Annotated in this window: 19 protein-coding genes and 3 pseudogenes; 13 read left to right on the top strand and 9 right to left on the bottom strand. The window is 69.9% G+C overall.

What is annotated here, in order from left to right; translation table 11 throughout:
- Positions 1-10 precede the first annotated feature (10 nt).
- The 4 genes from ACFV2X_RS20265 to ACFV2X_RS20250 all read right to left on the bottom strand — a co-directional run bounded on the left by ACFV2X_RS20265 (position 11) and on the right by ACFV2X_RS20250 (position 5015).
- Complete coding sequence (locus ACFV2X_RS20265) at positions 11-1336, bottom strand: MFS transporter (RefSeq protein WP_385618128.1); 1326 nt, start codon at positions 1334-1336, stop codon at positions 11-13.
- 298 nt (positions 1337-1634) lie between these two features.
- Positions 1635-2168, bottom strand: a complete 534-nt coding sequence (locus ACFV2X_RS20260; RefSeq protein WP_385618126.1) for a DinB family protein — start codon at positions 2166-2168, stop codon at positions 1635-1637.
- A 458-nt stretch (positions 2169-2626) separates the two neighbouring features.
- On the bottom strand, positions 2627-3784 hold the full coding sequence (locus ACFV2X_RS20255) for a flavin monoamine oxidase family protein (RefSeq protein WP_385618124.1): 1158 nt from the start codon (positions 3782-3784) through the stop codon (positions 2627-2629).
- Between the two features lie 169 nt (positions 3785-3953).
- A complete protein-coding gene (locus tag ACFV2X_RS20250) occupies positions 3954-5015 on the bottom strand; it encodes an alcohol dehydrogenase catalytic domain-containing protein (protein WP_385618122.1) in 1062 nt (353 codons plus the stop codon).
- Between the two features lie 139 nt (positions 5016-5154).
- Here ACFV2X_RS20250 and ACFV2X_RS20245 point away from each other — a divergent pair, with 139 nt between their 5' ends.
- The 6 genes and pseudogenes from ACFV2X_RS20245 (at position 5155) to ACFV2X_RS20220 (ending at position 7828) form a co-directional block, all read left to right on the top strand.
- Entirely contained in the window at positions 5155-6063 is a 909-nt protein-coding gene (locus tag ACFV2X_RS20245) for a LysR family transcriptional regulator (protein WP_385618120.1), read from the top strand.
- Between the two features lie 130 nt (positions 6064-6193).
- Positions 6194-6475, top strand: a complete 282-nt coding sequence (locus ACFV2X_RS20240) for a hypothetical protein (RefSeq protein ID WP_385618118.1) — start codon at positions 6194-6196, stop codon at positions 6473-6475.
- A gap of 82 nt (positions 6476-6557) precedes the next feature.
- Complete coding sequence (locus ACFV2X_RS20235) at positions 6558-6950, top strand: SDR family NAD(P)-dependent oxidoreductase (RefSeq protein ID WP_385618116.1); 393 nt, start codon at positions 6558-6560, stop codon at positions 6948-6950.
- Positions 6854-7123: pseudogene (locus ACFV2X_RS20230) on the top strand (SDR family NAD(P)-dependent oxidoreductase); the annotation flags it as partial. The gene ACFV2X_RS20235 and the pseudogene ACFV2X_RS20230, both read left to right, overlap by 97 nt.
- Before the next feature lie 128 nt (positions 7124-7251).
- Positions 7252-7338: a hypothetical protein gene (locus tag ACFV2X_RS20225; protein WP_385618215.1), complete on the top strand. Its 87-nt coding sequence runs from the start codon at positions 7252-7254 to the stop codon at positions 7336-7338.
- A 1-nt stretch (position 7339) separates the two neighbouring features.
- Complete coding sequence (locus tag ACFV2X_RS20220; RefSeq protein ID WP_385618213.1) at positions 7340-7828, top strand: hypothetical protein; 489 nt, start codon at positions 7340-7342, stop codon at positions 7826-7828.
- 2 nt (positions 7829-7830) lie between these two features.
- Here the strand turns inward: ACFV2X_RS20220 and ACFV2X_RS20215 are convergent, their stop codons facing one another.
- On the bottom strand, positions 7831-8850 hold the full coding sequence (locus ACFV2X_RS20215) for a YeiH family protein (RefSeq protein WP_385618113.1): 1020 nt from the start codon (positions 8848-8850) through the stop codon (positions 7831-7833).
- A gap of 135 nt (positions 8851-8985) precedes the next feature.
- On the opposite strand from ACFV2X_RS20215, the gene ACFV2X_RS20210 reads away from it, so the two are divergent.
- From ACFV2X_RS20210 to ACFV2X_RS20200, 3 genes and pseudogenes are all read left to right on the top strand, one after another.
- The gene (locus ACFV2X_RS20210; RefSeq protein ID WP_385618110.1) at positions 8986-9924 is read left to right on the top strand and encodes a LysR family transcriptional regulator; all 939 of its coding nucleotides are present in this window, start codon (positions 8986-8988) and stop codon (positions 9922-9924) included.
- Between the two features lie 50 nt (positions 9925-9974).
- Positions 9975-10229 (top strand): annotated as a pseudogene (locus tag ACFV2X_RS20205) (LysR substrate-binding domain-containing protein); the annotation flags it as partial.
- A gap of 129 nt (positions 10230-10358) precedes the next feature.
- Positions 10359-10796: pseudogene (locus ACFV2X_RS20200) on the top strand (isocitrate/isopropylmalate family dehydrogenase); the annotation flags it as partial.
- A 261-nt stretch (positions 10797-11057) separates the two neighbouring features.
- On the opposite strand, the gene secD reads toward ACFV2X_RS20200, so the two are convergent.
- The 4 genes from secD to ACFV2X_RS20180 all read right to left on the bottom strand — a co-directional run bounded on the left by secD (position 11058) and on the right by ACFV2X_RS20180 (position 15690).
- On the bottom strand, positions 11058-13376 hold the full coding sequence (secD, locus tag ACFV2X_RS20195; protein ID WP_385618107.1) for a protein translocase subunit SecD: 2319 nt from the start codon (positions 13374-13376) through the stop codon (positions 11058-11060).
- 72 nt (positions 13377-13448) lie between these two features.
- Positions 13449-13937 carry a hypothetical protein gene (locus tag ACFV2X_RS20190; RefSeq protein WP_385618105.1) on the bottom strand — a complete coding sequence of 163 codons (489 nt, stop codon included), beginning with the start codon at positions 13935-13937 and terminating at the stop codon, positions 13449-13451.
- An 80-nt stretch (positions 13938-14017) separates the two neighbouring features.
- Positions 14018-14725, bottom strand: a complete 708-nt coding sequence (locus ACFV2X_RS20185) for a response regulator (RefSeq protein WP_385618102.1) — start codon at positions 14723-14725, stop codon at positions 14018-14020.
- 2 nt (positions 14726-14727) lie between these two features.
- Complete coding sequence (locus ACFV2X_RS20180) at positions 14728-15690, bottom strand: HAMP domain-containing sensor histidine kinase (RefSeq protein WP_385618100.1); 963 nt, start codon at positions 15688-15690, stop codon at positions 14728-14730.
- Between the two features lie 466 nt (positions 15691-16156).
- On the opposite strand from ACFV2X_RS20180, the gene ACFV2X_RS20175 reads away from it, so the two are divergent.
- The 4 genes from ACFV2X_RS20175 (at position 16157) to ACFV2X_RS20160 (ending at position 22413) form a co-directional block, all read left to right on the top strand.
- Entirely contained in the window at positions 16157-16486 is a 330-nt protein-coding gene (locus tag ACFV2X_RS20175; RefSeq protein ID WP_089507869.1) for a TraR/DksA C4-type zinc finger protein, read from the top strand.
- 49 nt (positions 16487-16535) lie between these two features.
- Complete coding sequence (locus ACFV2X_RS20170) at positions 16536-16904, top strand: TraR/DksA family transcriptional regulator (protein ID WP_385618097.1); 369 nt, start codon at positions 16536-16538, stop codon at positions 16902-16904.
- Complete coding sequence (locus ACFV2X_RS20165) at positions 16901-17731, top strand: hypothetical protein (protein WP_385618095.1); 831 nt, start codon at positions 16901-16903, stop codon at positions 17729-17731. The genes ACFV2X_RS20170 and ACFV2X_RS20165 overlap by 4 nt, the downstream gene beginning before the upstream one ends.
- Before the next feature lie 404 nt (positions 17732-18135).
- Positions 18136-22413, top strand: coding sequence for a discoidin domain-containing protein (locus ACFV2X_RS20160; protein WP_385618093.1), 4278 nt, complete (start codon positions 18136-18138; stop codon positions 22411-22413).
- Positions 22414-22516: the final 103 nt, after the last annotated feature.

The raw sequence follows: 22516 nt of genomic DNA, 5'->3' as shown, positions 1-22516 counted from the left end.
ACGTGCCGCATCAGACCGGCCGACGGCAGAGGAAGATCCAGAAGGCGATTACGGGCAGGACGAAGGCCGCGGCGACGGCGTTCAGCCCGCCGAAGCCAATCCAGCCCATGAGGGGCCCGGCCAGGCCGGCGCCCACCGCTGCGACGACGTTCATCGCGGTGTCCGTGGTGCCCTGCACTCCGGGCCGGAGAGCCGCGGGCGTGGCCTCGCTGAGCATCGCTGAGCCGGCCACCAGGCTGAACGACCAGCCCAGCCCCAGGAGGAACAGTCCTGCCATCACCATGCCGACCGAGCCGTGACTCAGGCCCGACAGCAGTGCGGACGCGATGAAAATGGCCTGCCCGGCCACCGCCGTCGGCAGATGGCCGATCCGGTCGGCGAGCCAGCCGACGATGGGCGAGAGCGCGTACATGCCCAGCAGATGGCCGCTTATGGTGACGCCGACGATGGTGAGGTTCGCGCCGTCTTCGGACATGCTGACGGGCGTCATCGTCATGATGGCCCCCATGACCGTGTGGGCCACGACAATGGTCACGAACGCGAAGGCCGCCCGCGGGGCGTGGCGAAGATGACGCAGGCCCGCGCGCAGCGTGCCGGTCTGCGACTGCCCCGCCTCTTTTGTGGCCTCGACTTGTGCCGCCCGGGAACTCGAGCCGCTTTCCGGTTGCTTGTCAGCGTCCTGGTGCTGCCGGGCCAGCAGGAGCGGGTCAGGGCGGAGCCAGACCCACAGCAGTACCGATGCCAGCGCCATGCAGACGGTGGCCAGGACGAACGCGCCGGCCAGCCGAGGGAGGTGCAGAGCCGATGCCACGCCGGCACCGGGATCGGCGAGGTTGGGCCCGATCACCGAACCGATGGTCGTCGACCACACCACGATGGACAGAGCCTGGGCCCGGCGGTGCGGCGCGGCCAGGTCGGCGGCCGCGTGGCGGCTCTGCTGGTTCGTCGCGTTTCCGATGCCGAAGACCAGCATCCCCACTACGAGCAGGGGTATTGATCTGCTCACCGCCGAGCCCACGAGCAGGACTCCGCCGAGGGCGGCGGCGAGCCATCCGGCGCTCAGGGAGGACCGGCGCCCTCGCCGTTGCGCGAGGAGGGCAAGAGGCACACCGACCGCGGCGGCGCCCGCCGTCGTGGCGGTGCGAGCCAATCCGGCGTAGGTCTCGCTCTGGGCGACTGACTCGGCCAGCAACGAACCGATCGACACCGATACGCCGACGCCTACCCCGCCGACGATCTGCGCTGCGGCCAGGGTCCGGACCGCGCGCTTCTGCGCGGCGCGCACCTGTGCCGCGGCCTGCCATGGCACCGCGCGTATGTCCTGTGATGCGGTCACGTACCGGCACTCCTTCTGGGATCTCGGCGGGGCGGGCGGCTTCACCTGTGGTCGGTACACGGCGGCCCGGATCGGGCCTGGGCCGCCCGCGACCGGTCACGTGCGGGCCGCGCACAGAGTGCGCGAGTGCGCCGGCGAGGTGAGGAAGACCTTCTCGCAGGGCGAAGGACGGCCAGGGAGCACGCGTCGCACACGCCCACGCACTCGCCATCGTCCCTGCCGCGCTGAACCGGGGAAGAACTGACATCACCTCACGTCACACCCGGTCACGGTCAGGCCGCCGGCCGCACTCCGCGCGTCACACGTAGGGGTGCAGGACGAGGTAGCCGTCGATACGGTGGACATGGTCGGAGTCCGGATCGGTAGGCAGTGCATGCCCGAGGTGCTCGGAACGGACTTCGCCGATCCACTGGTCGTGCTGGTACTCATGGTTGATGAGTGCGGTCAGCAGCTGCGTCCCGACGATGGTCATCTGTGTGGGGGCACTCACCTTCCCGGCCGCGATGTCACCGATGCGGGCGTGCACCCGCTCGGCGACGGTGTCCCTGAAGGCCGTGAGCCGACGCACCGTCGGCAGCGCGCCCCGGAACTGTTCCGGCAACGCGGAGTCCATCAGGGAGTCCAGAGCGGGATCGGGACTGGGCTCGGCCGCGGTCAGATTGCGGATCATGAAGTGGGCGACGTGGGCCTGGTGGCCGAGATGCCATCCGATGGCGCTGAAGTCCTCGCGCGGACGCCAGATCACCTCGTCCGGAGTCAGGTCCTGCCACAGCTCGTCGGTGTAGGCGCGGGCACGGTCGTATTCACGCAGCAGCGCTTCCAGCTCGTACATGACTCCTCCTTGAAGTAGCCGGCGGGGGTGAGGCCATGAAGGCGCTGCCCGAGTTATGTCGCGACGGACCGCCGCAGTCGGCCGACGTGGGACCGAGGGAAGGGACAGCTCGATGGTCCGGGGGACCCGGTGGTCACCTGTCGGCCGTCGGAGGGTCGCGCCACTCGGGGTGGCGGTCTGTGGGTTTCCGAAGGCGACGGTGGTGTACGGGCCTTGCGGCCGGACCTGGCCGCAGGACGGCCTGCCGATGAGCCATCGCGATGTCTTGCTCCCGAACGTCCGACGTGGTGCGGCTGACGCCGTCGCACCGACGCCAATGTAGAGATCCGGATCGCGGGCCGGTAGGGGACGGAGTCGAATGTCCGCATCACCGCCTTGTATGGCCGAGCTCCTGGGTGCGCCTGCCGGCCGCGGATGTTGTCGGGGTTCGACGCGGTTGCCGTGGAACGGGCTCGGTGTCAGTGCCCGTCGGCGCAGTAGTCGCCGCCGACCCATTCCCGCCATTCGAGGTAACTGGTGGAATCCTTCTCTCCGGCCACCAAGGTGTTCGGGGCGCCGAGCGCCGCCAGTACGGTCTGCGTTGCTCGCTCTCCGGCAGCGAGGGCGCCTTCGATGTGTCCGGCGTGGTCGGTCGCTGTCTCCGTCGACGCCCAGTGCAGACGGCCGTCCAGCGCCGGCCGCTGATAGAGGAGGTGGCCGAAGAACGAGTAGTCGGAAAGGCGCTGCACGGTGGACGGGGACGTCCACCGCTCGGCGCTCCAGTTCTGTACGTGCAGGACATCGGGGGTGGCCGCGGCCGGGCCGAAGAGCCGCGCGAGCTGTGCGGTGACGGCCTCTTCGAAGCCCGGGCCGACGGTGCGCGCGTGCGCGAACCCGAAGAGTGCGGCAGGTCGGCCGTCAGGCCCCGACATGTCGTGGATCTCCTGGAGTGGGCCGGTCCTGCTGAACGCCGCACCGGCCAGCCCGGCCTCCCGCCAGAAGGCGGAGGGGTACTGGGCGACGACCTTGGCGACGGCACCCATCCAGACCGGCGTGGACCGGGCGAGGCGCACGAGGTCGGCGGGAAGTGCGTCGCCGAAGTCGATGTGCTCCAGCGCCAGGGCCGGGGGGACGGCCAGGATGACGTGCTCGGCGTGCAGGGTTCCGGCCGGGGTGAGCACGGCAAGGCCGCCCTGGCCGTGTGGGCGAATGGCGGTGACGGGCGTATTCAGCCGCAGGGATTCGGTGGGCAGCGCGGCGGCGAGGGCGGTGGTGAGGCTCTGGGATCCCGCGGCGAAACGGCGCGAGGGCGCGTCGATCAGGTTGCCGGCAAAGCGGCGTGTGCCGGTGGTCTCCTGAAGGATGGTGTCGCCGGCGAGGTGCTGGTCGAAGATCTCGATGCCACTGCGCACGGCCAGGGTCCGCACGCGCTCCTCACCGTCCCAGAACCAGGTGGCTCCCAGGTCGAGGGCCCGCTCGGGGTGCGATGTGGGGGCAGAGAGCAGACGTCCGCCGATGCGGTCGCGGGCCTCCAGGCAAACCGTGTCGCGGCCGGCGGCGAGCAGAGCGGTGGCCGCGGCCAGTCCGGAGGCGCCGGCGCCAACCACGATCACGTTGTGGCTGGCCTGGTGGGACATATGTGGGTTCCTTTTTGATCAGGCCGAACCCCCGCTGTTGTCGGTGGTGTTTCGGCGTCCGGCTTCTGGAGCGTGCCGAGCCGGTGGCGTCAACGCAGGCGGCGGGCACTCCGAGCCGTGGCCGTGGCCGCGGCCGTGGCCGTGACGCGGAGCGGCCGGAAGGGTGTGATTACTGGCCGTCGGCTGCCGTGCGCCTGGTGTCCAGGACGATGCGGAAGCGGGGAGCCCCGGAGCGCAGCCGGGTCACGGCTTCGCCGGCCTGCTCCAGCGGCATGCGCTCGATCATGGGCCGTACGCCGTTGGTGACGGCGAACTGCATCGCGTCTTCTGTCTCGCGGGCGCTGCCGGTCAGGTGTCCGGTGAGGGTGTGGCCGTTCATGACGAGTTGGGCCGCCGGAACGGTCACGGATCCCGCGTCGACGCCGACGAGGGTGAGCTGTCCGTGCACGTTCAGCCCGGTGAGCAGCTCGTCCACGGGGGTGGTGGAGGAGGCGGTGTAGACGATGAGATCGGCGCCGCCGAGTTCCGCGAGAGCGGCCCCGGGCGCCTGGGCGTCGCTGTCGATATAGCGGTGGGCGCCGAGGTCGCGGGCAAGCTTCTCGCGGTCGCCGCCCCGGGCGATGGCGATGGTCTCGTAGCCGAGCTTCGCCGCGAACTGAACGGCGAGGTGGCCCAGTCCGCCGAGCCCGAACACGGCGACGCGACCGCCCTCGCCGACGCGACCGCCCTCGCGCGTACCGGCCTTGCGGACGGCGTTGAAGGTCGTCACGCCCGCGCAGCCGAACGGGGCGGCGTCGAACAGGTCGAGCTCGTCGGGGATGCGCGCGAGCGCGTCAGTGGGCACGGTGATGCTCTGGGCCCAGCCGCCCGGGTAGGACAGGCCGGGCACCTTGCGTTCGGGGCAGTGGACGACGTCGCCCGCCCGGCAGTATGCGCAGTGCCCGCAGCTGCCGCCGAACCAGCCGACGGCCACGCGGTCCCCGACCGACCAGCCCTCCACCTGGTCGCCCAGCTCGGCGATGACACCGGCAACCTCATGCCCCGGGGTCACCGGGAAGGACGTACCCGCGCCGGTGGCCGCGGCCGTTCCGATGTCGGCGTTGCATACGCCGCTCGCCGTAACGGAGACACGGACCGACCTGCCGGTCGGCGATGGCGTCTCGGCCACGGAGAGGTGAACAGGGCCTCGGGGCTCGGTCACGACCATGGCCACGGCAGTGGTGTCTGACATGGTGCCTTTCCAATCCGAACACGATGATGCATATAGCTGCTGGTTATGCTGGATTAGCAGCTGAATCGTGGTAGAGACCCCACCGTAGGCGGAGGGAAACAAGCCAGGTAGGGGACATCAGTGAATGGAGCGATAAGGCATGGCTATGATGGACCGCCTGAATCTCGAAGGACTCCGCTACGCGCAGGCGGTCGCCGAGACCAAGTCGTTCAGTGCCGCCGCGCGGGCCTACGGGGTCACCCAGCCAGCCCTGTCCAACGGGATCGCCAAGCTGGAGGAGCGCCTCGGCGACAAGCTCTTCGACCGGTCGCCGCGCGGCGTGACCCAGACCGCCTTCGGCACCCGGATCCTTCCACTGATCGAGCGCGCCCTGGTGGCCCTCGACGCCGTCGCGGCGGAGGCCAGGCGGCTGACCGAACTCGGCGAGCAGAAGATCCGCATGGGCCTCTCGCCCCTGATCGGCTCGCATCTGGTCGCCCGGGCGTTCAGCAAGGTGCGCGACCTTCCCGTGCCCCGCGACCTCGTGCTGCGCGAGGCGAACATGCAGGACCTGCGCGAATGCTTGCAGGCCGGCCAGCTCGATATCATCCTGATCCCGGCCGTCACCGCGATGCCTCGCTTTGAGCACCGCGTCGTCGACGTCGAGCCGATTGTCGTCATCAGTCCCGATTCCGCAGAGGGGGCGGAGGTGACAGAGGTGACTCCGCTCGAACTCGGAGAAGTCAGCAAGGAGTGCTTCATCCTCGTTCCGGACACCTGCGGCCTGACCACCTTCACCACACAGCTCTTCCAGGCACGCGAGATGCCCCTGCGCACCTATCCGGGAGAAGCCGCCGGCTACGGGGTCCTGGAGGACTGGACCAAGCTGGGTCTGGGCTCGGCCATGGTCCCCCGCTCCAAGCTCACCTCGCCCAATGTGCCCCACCGGCGCCTGATGGACGAGGGTCGCGAGGTGCAGATCTCCTTCGAAGCGGTCTGGAGCGCCGACTCCCCGCTCAGTGCGGACCTGCTCCGCCTTGCCGACAGCCTCGTGGCCGCCCGCCGTTAGCCATACGCGTCACTTATAGCGTGATTCAACGGGATCCTCTACCGGCCCTCCTGAGGAACGCCTAATTTGGCAGGCACGTTGCGGTATCAACCGCATCGCTCAATCCGCGCCGACCGAGTGAGGCATAACCATGGCATATCTTGAGATCACGCTGCAGGTGGACCCGGCCAACCGTGTCGCAGCCGCGGGTGTGTACGAGAAGTACAAGCAGCCGTTCCTGGAAACCGTCCCGGGTGCCACCAGCAAGGAGCTCCTGGTCCGCGACGAGGACGTCCAGGTCCTCCACGGATTCCAGACCGTGGCCGACGCGCAGGCGTACCTGGCGAGCGACCTGTTCACCCGCGATGTGGTCGGTGGCCTGTCCCCGTTGCTGAAGGCGGCACCCGAGGTGCGCCTCTACGACACTGTGTGAACCCTCGACGGCGGTACCGAAGCCGAGGCCGCCGTGGCGGGAGGCCCCGATCGCCCCAACCCGCCTGAAACAGGAGCACCACATGTCCAGTACCACCCTCGACTTCTCCGGCCAGAAGGTCGTCGTCACCGGCGTCACCAGCGGCATGGGCTACGCCGTCGCCCGCCACGTCCTCGACGCCGGCGGCAGCGCCGTCGTCACCGGCCGCACGCAGTCCAGCGCCGACGAAGCGGCAGTTGCCCTGTCCACCCACGGCAACGCCGTCGGCCTGGCAGCCGACCTCGCCGACCCGCGGCCGTCGACGGCCTGCGCGTCATCCTCACCGAGGAGCACGCCGACGCCACCCTCCTCGCCAATGCGGCCGGTGTCTTCGCCCCGAAGCCCTTCCTGGAGCACACGTCCGAGGACTACGACCGCTACCAGGCCATCAACCGGGCCTTCTTCTTCCTCACCCAGACCGTCACCGGCAACATGATCGCCCGCGGCGCGCAGGGAGCCATCGTCAACATCGGCTCCATGTGGGCGCATCAGGCCGTCGCCGCCACGCCCTCGTCGGCGTACTCGATGGCCAAGGCCGGGCTGCACTCGCTGACTCAGCACCTCGCGATGGAACTCGCCCCGCACGGCATCCGCGTCAACGGGGTCGCCCCCGCCGTCGTGCGCACCCGCATCTATGAGGAGTTCACCCCAAGGCGGACGTCGACTCCGCGCTCGACGGCTTCAACACCTTCCACCCCCTCGGCCGGACCGGCACCCCCGACGACATTGCCGCCACCGTGGCCTTCCTCCTGTCGGACCAGACCGACTGGGTCACCGGCGCCGTCTGGGACATCGACGGCGGCGTCATGGCCGGACGCAACTGACCTGCTCCCGCCCCGCCTCGTACAAGTCCCCACTCCGCTCCTGCCCTGGTGCTTCCGCCAGAGAGACCGGGCGGTCGCGCTGCTGGCCCGGCCGACGCGGGCACCATCCCGCGGTGCCGGACGGGGCCATGCGCCCCGCCCGGCCTTCCTCACCCCCAGAAGCAGGCACGACCATGAGCACAGCGTCCGCCTGAGCTCCTACCTGATGGAGATCACCGCCGAAGTCCTCGCCCGCACCTACTCGGCCACCGGCAAGCCGCTCGTCGACATCGTCGCCGACGCCCCAGCCCAGAAGGGAACCGGGCGCTGGACGATGTTGTCCTACTCGAGGCCGGGCCCGGTGGCTACGTCGCCGCCGTCGGGCCGCCCAACTGGGTCAGCACGTCGCAGTCGTCGAGGAGAAGCGTGCACGCCCACCCGACCCTCAGCGCACTTTCTCCGCCGGTTCGGGGGCTGGAGAACGCAGCTGGCCGATGCGCGCCGGCTCTGATATCAGACACCGACGACGGCCAGCGCGCCGTAGCCGACCACCGCGACGAGAAGCGTGGACAAAGCGCCCAGGGCAAGACCTCGCCTTCCCGCGCGAAGCAGTGCACCGATCTTGACGCCGCTGCCCAGACCGAACAGTGCGGCGGCGAAGAGCAGCGTGGTGCCGACTTTGGCCACGGAGAGCGCGGTCGACGGCACGATACCGCTGCTGCGAACCAGCATCATGACCAGGAAACCGAGGACGAACGGTGGAACGATCGCCGGGCGTTTCCCCGTCGAGGCCCCGCCTCGCCGGCGCTGCACGATGCTGACGCCGGCGACCATCGGGGCGAGCAGGACGACCCTGGTCAGCTTGATGACGACGGCGATGGCAACCGCCCCGGCGCCCGCCGGTGACGCGGCCGCAACGACCTGGGCGACTTCGTGAACGGAAAGTCCTGCCCAGGACCCGAGGTGCTCAGGACTCATTCCCAGCGCCTGGCCGACGAACGGTACGAGCGCGATCGTGGCGCTTCCGTAAAGGGTCACGAGAGTGACAGCGGTCGCTACGTCCTCTCTATCGCTTTCGGTGACACTGTCCATTGCCGCGATCGCCGACGCACCGCAGATGGAGAACCCTGTCGCCACCATCAGCGCGAGCCCCTTCGACACTCGGATCAGCCGACCGAGCAGGAGTGTTCCGAAGAAGGCCACAAGCACGGTGACCACGACCGCCAGCACCTTGCCCGCACCGAGCCCGAAGACCTCGCCGAGCCCGAGCTGGAGGCCGAGCAGAACGACGCCGAGCCGCAGAAACTTCTTCGTCGCCCAGCCCAGACCTTCCCGGGTCTTCACCGGAAGACGACCCCCTACGGCGACCCCGAGCACCACCGCGGCGGTAAGCGCGCTCACCGCAGGCACCAGCTTGTTGACAGAGAACGCGGTAGCCGTGCCGATAGCCGCCACGAGCAGCCCCGGGGCCAGTGAACGAACCGGCCTGGCAGCGGCCGTGGAACGCCCGACAAGGTGTCCTGGTTTGATCATGACCTGATCGTCATCCTGCTGCGCGGAGCGCGGTACCGGTCAACAACTTGGGACGTCATACCCGGAGTGCATGACAGAGCGGCTGGACACCTGGCGGTGTGACTGCTGGTCTGGCCTGAGCCATACCCTGGAGCTATGAGCCAGTTGCCGGATCTGGAATCGCTGCGCTTGCTCGTCCTTGTCGGAGACGTAGGGAGTCTGAGCAGGGCGGCGGCGCAGCTCGGTTTCGCGCAGCCGTCGGCCAGCAAACGGCTGTCCACGCTGGAGCGCAGGCTCGGCCTGGTGCTGGTGGAGCGGACGCGGCGCGGATCACAGCTCACCGATGCGGGTCGGGCCGTGGCGGGCTGGGCCCAGCAGGTTCTCCAGGACTTGGACGGTCTGCTCACCGGCGCGGAGGCGTTGCGCACCAAGCGGGACGCCGAGCTTCGGGTCGCGGCGAGCATGACTGTGGCCGAGTACTTGGTACCGGGTTGGCTCGGCGAACTGCGTCGGATGCGGCCGGAGCTGTACGTGGGTCTCCAGGTGACCAACAGCGAGCACGTCCCCGAGTTGCTGCGCAGTGGAGCGGTGGATGTCGGTTTCATCGAGTCACCGCAGGCCCCAGCCGGATTGCCTGCTCGGCGGGTCGCCTATGACCGTCTGCTCGTGGTGGTTGCGCCGGGTCACCCCTGGGCACGCCGCCGTCGCCCGCTGGGCGTCGCCGAGCTTGCCGCCGCGCCGCTGGTCCTCCGTGAACGAGGATCGGGCACACGCGAAACTCTGGACCAGGCGCTGCGCCGGGCGGGGGCGGCTGAGCCCCGGCCCCTGCTGGAACTCGGATCGGCGACGGCCGTGCGAAACGCCGTGATCGCCGGGACCGGCCCGGCAGTGATCAGTGAACTCGCTGTGCGAACGGACCTCGCCGATCGCCGCCTGGTAGCCGTCGAGGTCGAGGGCATCAAACTGCACCGTGTCCTGCGCGCCGTATGGGCATCGGAACGCCCCCTGGTCGGCCCTGCAGCTGAACTCCTGGCCGTGACCAGGCGACACAGACCAGACGTCGCCACCACGGGCGTCACCGCGCGGTGCTCCTGAGGGAGGAACTCCCAACACCCCGCCATCCACCGGATACAAGTACAACGCCCGAAAAGGGCATCGGCTTCACCGTGGCGGCCGAGACCGAGCACCGGGTCGCGCTGCTGCCTCTGGTGCCGGCCGGGGTCGGGCTCGCGGTGGTGACGGAGTCCTGGCGGGATATCGCCCGGCAGACGGGGGCCGATGTCCTGGACATCGAACCCGCGACCGCGCTGCGGGTCTCGCTCGTCAGCCGCCGTGGCGCCCTGTCGCCGGCCGCCGCGGCCTTCTGGACGACGGCGGTACCGTCCAGCTCCAGCCCCTGACAGATAGGCGTCGGTTATAAGGCAGATCCAGAATGCGTCTTGGACGCCCTGCCGGCTGCCTTGCTGGAATCGGCGGCATGGCGAACCACCGTATTGCCCTGATTCCCGGCGACGGCATCGACCAGCTCCGCCCCGGTGCGCGGCGCCCGGGCGGGCGACGTCGACTTCGTCGTGGTCCGCGAGAACGTGGAGGGCGAGTACAGCGAGGTCGGCGGACGGCTCAACCGCGGCTTCCCGGACGAGATGGCCGTCCAGGAGTCCGTCTTCACCCGGGCCGGTGTCACCCGCGTACTGCACTACGCCTTCGAGCTCGCCGCGCGGCGCGGCGGCCGGCTGACGTCTGCGACGAAGTCGAACGGCATCGTGCACACCATGCCGTTCTGGGACCAGCTCGTCGCCGAACGGGCCACGGATTTCCCGCAGGTGGCCTGGGACCAGGAGCACATCGACGCGCTGGCGGCCAAGTTCGTCCTCGAACCGGCCCGCTTCGACGTCGTCGTCACCTACAACCTCTTCGGCGACATCCTCAGCGGCCTAGCGGCCGCGGTCGCCGGGTCCATCGGCATCGAACTCCCCGCCATCCGCCGCACGGACGCCGACATCGCCGCCATGCGGACAGCCGTCCGCAACCTGCTGACGAGCCCCGCACCCGCGACCTCGATGAACACCACCAGCTGGTCGAGCTCATCGTCAGCCGCCAGGCCGCCGAGGCCGCCCAGCTCATGCGCGACCACATCACGCACAGCCTCACCGCAACCGCCATCAGCGCCCTCGAAGAGAGCGAAGGTCACGCCTGAGCCCCCAGGAGGCCTCTCAAAGAAGAGGTAATCACCTGGCGAGGCGGCGGCGAGGCGGCGCACTCCGGTGCGGATGCAACTCGATGGTGAGTGAGGCAGCGATGAAGACGGAGGAGTAGGTGCCGACCGCCAGGCCGATGAGAAGGGCGAGAGCGAAGTCGGTGAGGGTGTCGTCGGCCAGGACGGCGAGGGCGGTGAGGATGAGTGCCGCACCCATACCGGTGTTGACGGTCCGGGGCAGGGTTTGCAGGATCGCCTGGTTCGTCAGGCGGGGAAGCCGTGTGATGCGGTCGCGGGCCAGCAGTTCGCGGACGCGGTCGAAGACGACGACCGAGTCGTTGACCGAGTAGCCGATGACGGTCAGCAGGGCGGCCAGGAAGATTCCGTCGATCGGCTTGCCGAGCCAGGCGAAGACACCGATGAGGACCACCACGTCGTGGACGAGCGCGGCGACGGCCGCGGTCCCGAAGATCCAGCGGAACCGGACCGCGAGATACAGCAGTTGGGCGCCCAGCGCGAGGGAGAGGGCGATGAGGGCGTTGCGGCGCAGTTCGTCGCCCATGCTGGGGCCGATCAGCTCGTCGCGGATCTTCTTCGTCCCGCCGCCGAGGCCGCCGATGGTTTCGGTGACGGTGGCCTCTTCGGCGTTGGTCAGGTGCTCGGCGCGCACCGTGAGCCCGGTGTCGCCGGAGGACTGCACGACCGCGCGGGGGAACCCGGCGTCGGTGAGGGCGGTGCGGACCCGGTCGGGGTCGACGGGGGTGTTGGTCGCGTACTCGATCAGCCGGCCGCCGGTGAACTCGATGCCGAAGTCCAGGCCGCGGGCGAGGATGCCCGACGCGGCCACGGCGAGGAGGACAGCGGAGGCGGCCAGCCAGCGGCGCGGACGGCGCATCAGGAACGGATCGCGCCGCAGCAGCCGGTCGCGTACCCATCCGGTGCTCGCGATGCCGGTGATACGAGGGCGGCGGTTGGCCGCGGGGCGGTTGACCGCGTATTCGGCGAGCACCCTGCTGATCACCAGGGCGCTGACCATCGAGGCGAGGACTCCGATGCCGAGGGTGATACCGAAGCCGCGTACCGGACCGGAGGCGAAGGCGAACAGGAGGCCCGCGGCGATCAGCGTGGTGATGTTGGAGTCGGCGATCGCGCTGAGGGCACCGCGGAACCCGGCCGTCAGGGCCGAGCGCGGGGTGGGGCGGCTGCGGGCCGCGTACTCTTCGCGGGCCCGTTCGAAGACCAGGACGTTGGCGTCCACGGCCATGCCGATCGCCAGGACGAACCCGGCGAGGCCCGGCAGGGTCAGGGTGGCGCCGAGCGCGGCCAGGGCGGCGTACGAGATGAGGCCGTAGCAGACCAGGGCCGCGGTCGCGAGCAGACCCATGAGCCGGTAGACGGCGATGATGAACAGCGCGGTCAGCGCGGTGCCGATGGCGGCGGCCCAGGCCGCGGCCTCGATGGCCGCGTCGCCGAGCGTGGCGCCGACGGTGCGCTGTTCGACGGTCTCGACGGGAACGGGCAGGGCGCCGCCGGAGATGAGCAGGGCGAGTTCGCGGGCTTCGCTGTCGTCGAAGGAGCCGGTGATCTGGGTGGTGCCGCCCGGGATACCGGCCCCGCACGCTACGGAGGGGTCGACCTGCGGTGAAGAGATGATCTTGTTGTCGAGGACGATGGCGACCCGGCGCTGCGGATCGCCGGCCGAATGGCACGCGGCTCGTGCGGTGACCTGCTTCCACCGGTCCTGACCGGTCTTGGTGAAGTCGACGGCGACATGCCATCCGGCACCGCCCTGCTGGTCGAAGCGGGCGTCGGCGCCTTCTACGTCCCGTCCGGTCAGGTCCGCGGCTCGCAGCCGCAGGGCCTGTCCGGACTCGTCCGGCAGCACACGCTCCTCGGCCGGGTCGGCCGGGTCGGCGGGCGGCGTGGCGGTGGCGCCGTCGGAGGTCCCGGCCGGGCCGAGGACTGCGTGGACGGTGAGTTGCGCGGTGCGGCCCAGCACATCGGCGGCCTTCTTCGGGTCATGGACACCGGGCAGTTCGACGAGGATGCGGTGGTCTCCGGAGCGGACGACGGTCGGCTCGGCCACGCCGAGCGCGTCGATACGGCCGCGGAGCACCTCCACGGTGCGGTCGGTGGCCGCGGCGTCGGCTTCGGTGGTGGAGGTGGAGCGGGTTTCCAGCATGATCTGGGTGCCGCCACGCAGGTCGAGGCCGAGGCGGACCGGCACGGTGAGGGCGATGGCCAGCGATCCGGCGATCACGGCGAGGGCGATCAGCGCACGCGCGCGCAGGGACTTGTGCCGCGTGTTCCGGCTGCTGTTCCGCTTGTTCTGGTTGTTCCGGCGTTTCAACACGAGCCTCCGGCAGGCATGTCGCGGCGGCGGCTCGCGCGGCCGCGACGGAGAAAAGGGTGATGGGGTGCGTCAGGTACCGGAAGGCGCCGGAGGTGCCCGGCCGCGCAGGTGGGCCGGTCGGCCGGAAGTGAGGGGTGCGCACGTGGAAGGCGCCGAATCGCGGATACCGACGGCCGGGCCGGTATCCGTACCGCGGGGGTCGGTGGCGTGGTGATCCGGTGGGTACGGACGGTCGCAAGGGCGGTCGTGCCGGGCCCGGGCCTGGGCCGCGCAGCCGGCGGCACCCGGGTCGTCCGCGCGGGGCCCGGTGTCCAGGCGCTCGGCGTGCGGGTGCTCGGCGTGCGTGGCCGCCGGGGCGGGGGCGGGCACCGGCCCAAAAGCGGCGCGCGCGGTATCCGCGGGCACCAGCGCCAGCAGGACGGCGAGGAGCACGATGAGCGTCCCCGCGAGCCGGTGGACCCGGTGGACCCGGTGGACCCGGTGGAGCCCGCAGTGCCTGTGGAGCAGATGGAGCCCGTGACGACCGGCGGTCGGGACGGTGCGGGGTGCTGGGCGCATGCACCGTCCCTTTCCTGCTGGGCGTTCGGCTTCCTGCTGGGTGCTCGACACGGGGTGCCCCGGTGTCGGAAGGGCGGGTGTCAGGGTTCGACGAGACCCGCGCGGATGGCGTAGCGGGTCAACTCCAGCCGGTCGTGCAGACCGAGTTTGTGCAGGAGGTTGGCCCGGTGGCGGTGCACGGTCTTGACGCTGATGAACAGGATCTCGGCGATCTCCTTGGAGGAGTGCCCCTCGGCGACGAGTTTGAGGACTTCCTCCTCGCGAGGGGTGAGGAACTGGTCGGGGTTCTCCTCGCCGTGCCGGACGCGGTCCAGGTAATTGCGGATGAGGGCGGTGACGGCGCCGGGGTAGAGGAACGGCTCATTGCGCATCGCGGCCCGGCAGGCGGTGATCAGATCGCGGTCGGCGACGGATTTCAGCACATAGCCACAGGCCCCGGCCTTGAGCGCCTGGAAGAGGTACTGCTCGTTGTCATGCATCGTCAGCATCAGGATGCGCAGCCCCGGTTTGAGCGCCACCAGCTCACGGGCGGCCTGCAAACCGGTCAGGCGCGGCATGGCGATGTCGAGGATGGACAGGTCGATCTCCTGGTTCCGGGCCGCCTCGATGGCCTCGGCGCCGTCCCCGGCCTCGGCGACGACCTCCAGATCGGGTTCCCGGTCGAGGATCAGCCGCACACCGCGGCGTACCAGGGCGTGGTCGTCGGCGAGCAGGATGCGGATCGGCGTCGCGGCCGTGGGAACGGGTGCCGGGGCCGCGGTGGGTTCGGACGAGGTCGGATCGTGCATGGTCAGGACTGCTTCCTGGGTACGGGGGTGATCAGGCGGATCCGGGTGCCGGTGCCGGGTGTCGAGGTGATGTCCAGGGTGGCCCCGGCGAGCAGGGCCCGTTCGCGCATACCGCGGATCCCGGCGCCTTCGCAGGCGGCCTCGATGCCGCGGCCGTCGTCGGCGATCTCCAGCACCACCGCCTCACCCGCGCGGTACAGGCTCACCTCGGCCCGATGCGCGTCCGCATGGCGGGCCACATTGGTCAGACTCTCCTGCGCCACCCGGTACAGGACGAGCTCGCTCTCCCGGTCGAGGGCGGGCAGATCGGCGTCGAGGCGCCGTACGACCCGCAGCCCGGTGTGGGTGGCGAAGTCCTGCGTGAGCGAGGTCAGCACACTGACCAGGCCCAGGTCGTCCAGGACACCGGGGCGCAGCCGGCGCACCAGGCGGCGGACCTCGTCCAGGCTCTCCCGGGTGATCTCCTGGGCCTGCTGGAGGTCCTCGCGCAGCGGCTCGGGGGCGTCGTCCGCGGCGCGCTTGAGCACCAGCAGGATCGCGGTCATGCTCTGTCCGACCTCGTCGTGCAGCTCCTGGGCGATACGGCGGCGTTCCGCCTCCTGGGCCAGCAGCACCCGGGCGCTGGACGTGGCGCGTTCGTGTTCCAGCCGGTCGAGCATGGCGTTGAAGGTGCGGATCAGCTCGATCACCTCGCTGCCGCCACCGGCGCCGGGCACGGGCAGCCGCTGGCCGGGGCGCAGCAGGTCGACGGTGGTCATCAGCCTGGTCAGCCGGTCCAGCGGGGCCAGGCCCCAGCGCAGCAGGGTGCCGTTGGCGACCAGCATGACGGCGAGACCGCCGACCAGGATGACCGCCTCGGTCAGCACCACCGGCACGGAGACGGTCACCGGCGCCCACAGCAGCAGGGCCGTGGCGGTGCCGAGCACCAGGGCGTTGAGCCCGAAGATCCGCCAGAACAGCGACACCGCGGAAACTCCTCCTTCTGCGACCCGACTGTGATCACCTCTACTGTCGGTCATCCGCTGTCGGTTATCCGCTGTCGGTCATCGCACCCCGGGCGGAGCTGCCGCGACTGGTCGCGACCGATTCCGCCCCAGCCTGCCTCCCGCACCGCGCGCGGTCGATGGGGCACGCCACCCATATCCGAGGTCACCGGCTACCCATCCGCCGTTCCCCGCCATCGCCTCGTGGTCACCGCTGTCCCGGGCAAATGGGGTCCGCGCCCGATGGGCTTCCGGCGCCGGGTCGAGCAGAGTCGAAGGTGACCGAGCCGCCCGGTTCGGCCCGTGCCGCGGTCGTGGAGACCGCGGTCGGCGGAACCGGGCGGCCGCTGCCGCGCGCAGCGCCCTTCTACGCTTCCACGTTTCTACGCTGCCGCGCTTCCACGTATCTGCGTTTCTGCGTTTCCACGCTTCCGGGAAGGACCTCATCGTGCCGCTCGACACCACCCAGAGCGATCCCCGCCCCGGCCGGCTGACCGCTCACGAGGCCCGCCAGCGCCTTGAACACGCCCGCAACAGCCGCCTGGCCCAGCTGCGGGCCCTCGACGAGACCGGACAGAGCACGGACGACCATCTGATGTCCGCGCAGGCGGAGGCGATCCGGCGGGTCCTCACCGAGATCGACGAGGCGTTCGCCCGCGTCGACGACGGCTCCTACGGCACCTGCCAGGGCTGTGCCAAGCCCGTCCCCGCCGAACGCCTGGAGATCCTCCCCTACACCCGGCACTGCGTCGCCTGCCAGCGCCGCGCCGCCGTCTGACCGGCCCCGTCCCACCCGCCCTCGTCTCCGCCCTGCTCAAAGGGGTGAAGTGGTGAACCACCAGACCATCGGCGACCGTGCCGCGCACCTGTCGCCCGAGGACCTTGCCGCGCTGCGGGAGAACCTGCGCGAACAGCGCCTGTTCCGCCAGGAGCAGCTGCGGCAGATAGCCGTGGCGCCCCACGCCGCGGACCCGCTCCTGTGCCGTTCCGCGGCACAGGCCGAAGTGCGGGGGAAACTCGCCGCCTCCGCGTGCATGGTCCTCGCCGACGTGGAGGCGGCGCTGCAACGCATCGCCGAGGGTTGCTACGGCAACTGCCACCTGTGCCGGCGCCCCGTCGAACGCGAACGCCTGATGATCGTTCCGCAGGCCCGTTACTGCGCGCGGTGCCAGCAGGTACGGGAGGCCGGACGATGACCGTCATCCGCCGCCGGGCCGACTCCTCCGCCCGGCACCGGCACCGGCCCTGGCCGTCGTGCCGGCAGTGCTGCGGCCTCGCGCTCGACCTGGGCAGCGCCCGTACCCGCGCCTGGATGGCCGGCCGCGGACTGATCCTCGACGTACCCACCGTCACCTTCCCCGGGGCCGTCCACCCGATCCGGCGCGGCGCCATCGTCGACGTTCCGGGAACGGCCCGGATGCTCGACCGGCTGCTCGGCCACCGTCTGCCGCGCCTCACCCGCCCGCTGGTGGTGGTCACCACGCCCGTGCTGGACGGCCCCGGCTACCGGGAACGTGCCCGCACCGCCGTGGAGGTGCTGCGACCGCGCGCGGTCCTGACCGTCCCCACCGCACGCGCCATCGCCCTGGCCGCGGACGCCGACCTCTCCCTGCCGCTGCTCGTGGTGGACGTCGGCGCCCACCTCACCGAAGTGGTGCTCCTCGTCGACGGCCTCGTCTTCGACGCCCGCCGCACCGCCCTGGGCACCACCGACCTCACCGGCGCCGGCACCACGGCGGAGATCAGCGAGGCCATCACCGCCATGATCACCTCAATGCTCCGGCAGGACCGCACGTCCTTCACCGCCGAAGCCCTGAGCTGGGGTGCTCTCCTGGCCGGCGGCGGCGCACTGCGTCCCGACCTCACCCGCCGGCTCATCGGCGGACTGCACGCGCCGCTACGGGCGGTCCCCGCACCGCACACCGCCGCGATCCGCGGCGCCGCCACGATCCTGCACGCCGCGCACGCCCACCCCTCGGCCGGCGGCACGCCCCCGCCCGGCTCCGGCCCGCAGTCCGGCTGAGCCGACCGCAGCTCGACAAGGCCGCGTCCCTTGCCGACGAAGTCGACCCGAGGGCAATCAACGCGCAAGAATTTGCGTTACTTGCGGGCGCTTGCGTTGTATGGAGCAACGTCTCGCCCCGCCCGCACTCGAAGGCCCCGAGTCGGACGACAGCGGTCTGTTCCCCGCCTCCTCGGAGGAGTGCCGGGTAAGGGCGCGAAGCGCCAGAGCCAAGTACCGGGCACACCGGGTGAAAAGTGTGCCGTCATGACCGTAGACGTACTCACATAATTCTGCAATCTTTCGATGGAAAGCCCGCAAAAAGTTGACCATGTTGACCATCCCCGCGCCACCGCTCTGCCCAGGAAAGAGCCGTCCTCGCCGCCCCTCCGGCGCGCGCGAACCTCCGCAGGGAGTGACCCCGCATGATTCGACCCAAGCCGAGATCCTGGAGACGGCGCGCAGCAACCGCTGCGCTCGCCTCCACTGTCATGGTTCTAGGCATGCCCGCCGTCGGCGCGCAGGCGGCCGGCGGTCCCAATGCCGCCGCGGACGCCCCGACCAAGTCCGGCAGCGCCCTCGGCACCCACTCGGCCGCCAATGTCGCCGACGGCGACGCCGACACCTACTGGCAGGCCGGAAAGAAGTCCGCCCAGTGGGTGCAGACCGACCTCGGCCGGACCGAGCGCGTCCGCCAGGTCGTGCTGCGCCTGCCCGCCGACTGGCAGACCCGCAAGCAGACGCTGGCCCTCCAGGGCAGTGCCGACGGCAAGAGCTTCGCCACGCTCAAGTCGTCGGCGCAGTACGTCTTCAGCCCCGGCAACGGCAACACGGTCAAGATCTCCTTCCCCGCGACCCTCGCCCGGTACGTGCGCGCCGACTTCAGCAAGAACTCGGTCGCCTCCACCGGCCAGCTCGGCGAGATGCAGGTCTTCACGGCCGCCGCCTCGACCCCCAACCTCGCCCTGGGCAAGACCTTCACCGAGAGCGGGCACGCCGACGTCTACGGGGCGGCCAACGCCGGTGACGGCAACCGGGCCACCTACTGGGAGAGCAAGAACAACGCCTTCCCCCAGTGGCTCCAGGTCGACCTGGGATCGTCGGTCAAGGTGAACCAGGTGACCCTGCGGCTGCCCAGCGGATGGCCGAGCCGCAGTCAAACGCTCAAGATCCAGAGCTCGACGGACAACCAGAACTTCACCGACCTGACGGCCTCGAAGGCATATACCTTCGGGGACGTCAGCGGCAACGACCAGTCGGCGACCATCGGCTTCGACACCACCACGACGCGCTACGTGCGCGTGCTGATCACCGCCAACTCCGGCTGGCCCGCAGGTCAGTTGTCCGAGCTCGAGGTGTACGGACCGACCACCGGCGACACCCAGGCACCCACCGCGCCGACGAACCTGAGCTACGCCGAGCCGACCACCGGCCAGATCAAGCTGACCTGGAACGCGGCCACCGACGACACCGGCGTGACCGGCTACGACATCTACGCGGGCGGTCAGCTGCGGGCGAGCGTCGCCGGGAACGTCCTGACGTACACGGACACCCAGCCGGCCGACAGCGACATCACGTACTACGTCCGGGCCAAGGACGCCGCGGGCAACGTCTCCGCCAACAGCAACAGCGTCACCCGCAAGGGGACGAGCGGCGACACCCAGGCACCCACGGCGCCCGGCAACCTCGCCTACACGCAGTCCGGCAGCGATGTGAAGCTCACCTGGCAGGCGTCGACCGACAACGTCAAGGTCACCGGCTACGACATCTACGCGGGCGGCGAACTCGTCAAGTCTGTGGCGGGCGACGTCACGACGTACACCGACACCCCGTCGGCTGCGGCGACGGTCACCTACTACGTGAAGGCGAAGGACGCTGCCGGGAACGTGTCGGCGGCGAGCAACAGCGTCACCCGGCCCGGCTCCGGTTCCGGCTCCGACCTCGGCCAGGGCAAGCCCATCGAGGCATCCTCGTACACCTTCACCTACCTCGCCGCCAACGCCAACGACGGCCAGATCAGCACCTATTGGGAGAGCGCGGGCGGCGCCTACCCGGCCACCCTCACCACCGAGCTGGGCGCCGACGCCGACCTCAGTCAGGTCGTCGTCAAGCTCAACCCGGACGCGGCCTGGCCCACGCGCACCCAGAACATCCAGGTGCTCGGCCGTGACCAGGACGCGACGGCCTTCACAAGCCTCGTGGCGGCGAAGGACTACACCTTCAACCCGGCCAGTGGCAACACCGTGACGATCCCGGTCTCCGGAGCGGCCGCGGACATCCAGCTGAAGTTCACCGCCAACTCGGGCGCTCCGGGCGCGCAGGTCGCCGAGTTCCAGGTGATCGGCACCCCGGCCGCCAACCCGGACCTCAAGGTCACCGGCATCACGAACACGCCCGCCGCCCCGCTGGAGACCGACGCCGTCAGCCTCTCGGCGACCGTCACCAACGGCGGCACCAAGGCGTCGAAGGCCACCGACCTGAACTTCACGCTCGGCGGCACGAAGGCCGCCACGGCGGACGTCCCGGCCCTCGCGGCCGGCGAGTCGAAGATGGTCACCGCGAGCACCGGCGCCCGGGACGCGGGCAGTTACGCGGTCGGCGCCGCGGTGGACCCGTCGAACAAGGTCATCGAACAGAACGAGGCGAACAACGCATTCACCCGCTCCGACGCCCTTGTCGTCAAGCCGGTCTCCAGCTCCGACCTGGTCGCCGCACCGGTCTCATGGGCCCCGTCCAGTGCGTCGGCCGGTGACGACGTCAAATTCACCGTCGCGATCAAGAACCAGGGCACGACGGCCTCGGCCTCGGGTGCCCACGGCGTGACGCTGACGATCCAGGACTCCAAGGGCGCCACCGTCAAGACCCTGACCGGCTCCTACAGCGGTGCCATCGCGGCCGGCCAGACGACCGCACCCGTCAGCCTCGGTTCGTGGACGGCCGTCAACGGCAAGTACACCGTCAAGACCGTCATCGCCGACGACGCCAACGAACTGCCGGTCAAACGGGCCAACAACACCACCACGCAGCCCCTGTTCGTCGGCCGCGGCGCGGACATGCCGTACGACATGTACGAGGCCGAGGACGGCACGGTCGGCGGCGGAGCCAAGGTCGTCGGCCCGAACCGGACCATCGGCGACATCGCCGGCGAGGCCAGCGGCCGCAAGGCGGTCACCCTCAGCGCGACCGGCCAGTACGTCGAGTGGACCACCCGCGCGGCCACCAACACCCTGGTGACCCGCTTCTCCATCCCCGACGGCACCAACACGACGCTGAACGTCTACGTGGACGGCCAGTTCCTCAAAGCGATCGATCTGACCTCGAAGTACGCCTGGCTGTACGGCAACGAGACCGCACCCGGCAACTCGCCCGGCTCCGGTGCGCCCCGCCACATCTACGACGAGGCGAACCTGCTGCTCGGCAAGACCGTTCCGGCCGGTTCCAAGATCCGGCTCCAGAAGGACGCGGCCAACACCTCCACCTACGCCATCGACTTCATCAACGCCGAGCAGGCGACAGCGGCCTCGAACCCGGACCCGGCCGCCTATGCGGTCCCGGCCGGCTTCGCGCAACAGGACGTGCAGAACGCGCTCGACAAGGTCCGTATGGACACGACGGGCAAGCTCGTCGGCGTCTACCTGCCCGCCGGAGACTACGAGACCTCCAGCAAGTTCCAGGTCTACGGCAAGGCGGTCAAGGTCGTCGGAGCCGGACCGTGGTTCACCCGCTTCCACGCACCCTCCTCACAGGAGAACACCGACATCGGCTTCCGGGCCGACGCCACCGCCAAGGGCTCGACGTTCGCCGGATTCGCCTACTTCGGCAACTACACGTCCCGCATCGACGGCCCGGGCAAGGTGTTCGACTTCGCAGGCGTCTCCGACATCACCATCGACAACATCTGGGTCGAGCACATGGTGTGCCTCTACTGGGGCGCCAACACCGACCACATGACCATTCAGAACTCCCGCATCCGGGACATGTTCGCCGACGGCATCAACATGACGAACGGCTCCACGGACAACCACGTCGTCAACAACGACGCCCGGGCCACGGGCGACGACAGCTTCGCACTCTTCTCGGCGATCGACGCGGGCGGAGCCGACGAGAAGAACAACCTCTACGAGAACCTGACGTCCACACTCACCTGGCGGGCCGCCGGAATCGCCGTCTACGGCGGCTACAACAACACCTTCCGCAACATCCGTGTCGCCGACACCCTGGTCTACTCCGGCATCACGATCTCCTCGCTGGACTTCGGCTACCCGATGAACGGCTTCGGGACCGACCCCACGACGATCGAGAACGTCTCCCTGGAAAGGACGGGCGGCCACTTCTGGGGCTCGCAGGTCTTCCCGGCCATCTGGGCGTTCTCCGCCTCCAAGGTCTTCCAGGGCATCCGCGTCAATGACGTCGACATCGACGACTCCACCTACGGAGGCGTGATGTTCCAGACCAACTACGTCGGCGGTCAGCCGCAGTTCCCGGTGAAGGACACGATCTTCACCGATATCTCCATCACCAACTCCAAGAAGAGCGGAGACGCGTTCGACGCCAAGTCCGGGTTCGGCATCTGGGCCAACGAACTCCCGGAACCCGGTCAGGGCCCCGCCGTCGGCGAAGCCACCTTCCGTAACCTTCGGATGAGCGGCAACGCCCAGGACATCCGCAACACGACCAGCACGTTCAAGATCAACGTCGAGTAGACCGCGAACAGCGCCGAACGGCACGGGGCCTCTCTCCAAGGAGAGAGGCCCCGCGTCGTCGTACACCGGCGGAGCCTGCGCGGTCGCGGTACAGCGAAGTCAC

This window comes from Streptomyces sp. NPDC059679, from assembly GCF_042734105.1.
Taxonomy (GTDB): Bacteria; Actinomycetota; Actinomycetes; order Streptomycetales; family Streptomycetaceae; genus Streptomyces.
Note: the sequence above shows the minus strand (reverse complement) of the source record. Positions and strands in the feature narration are given on the sequence as shown.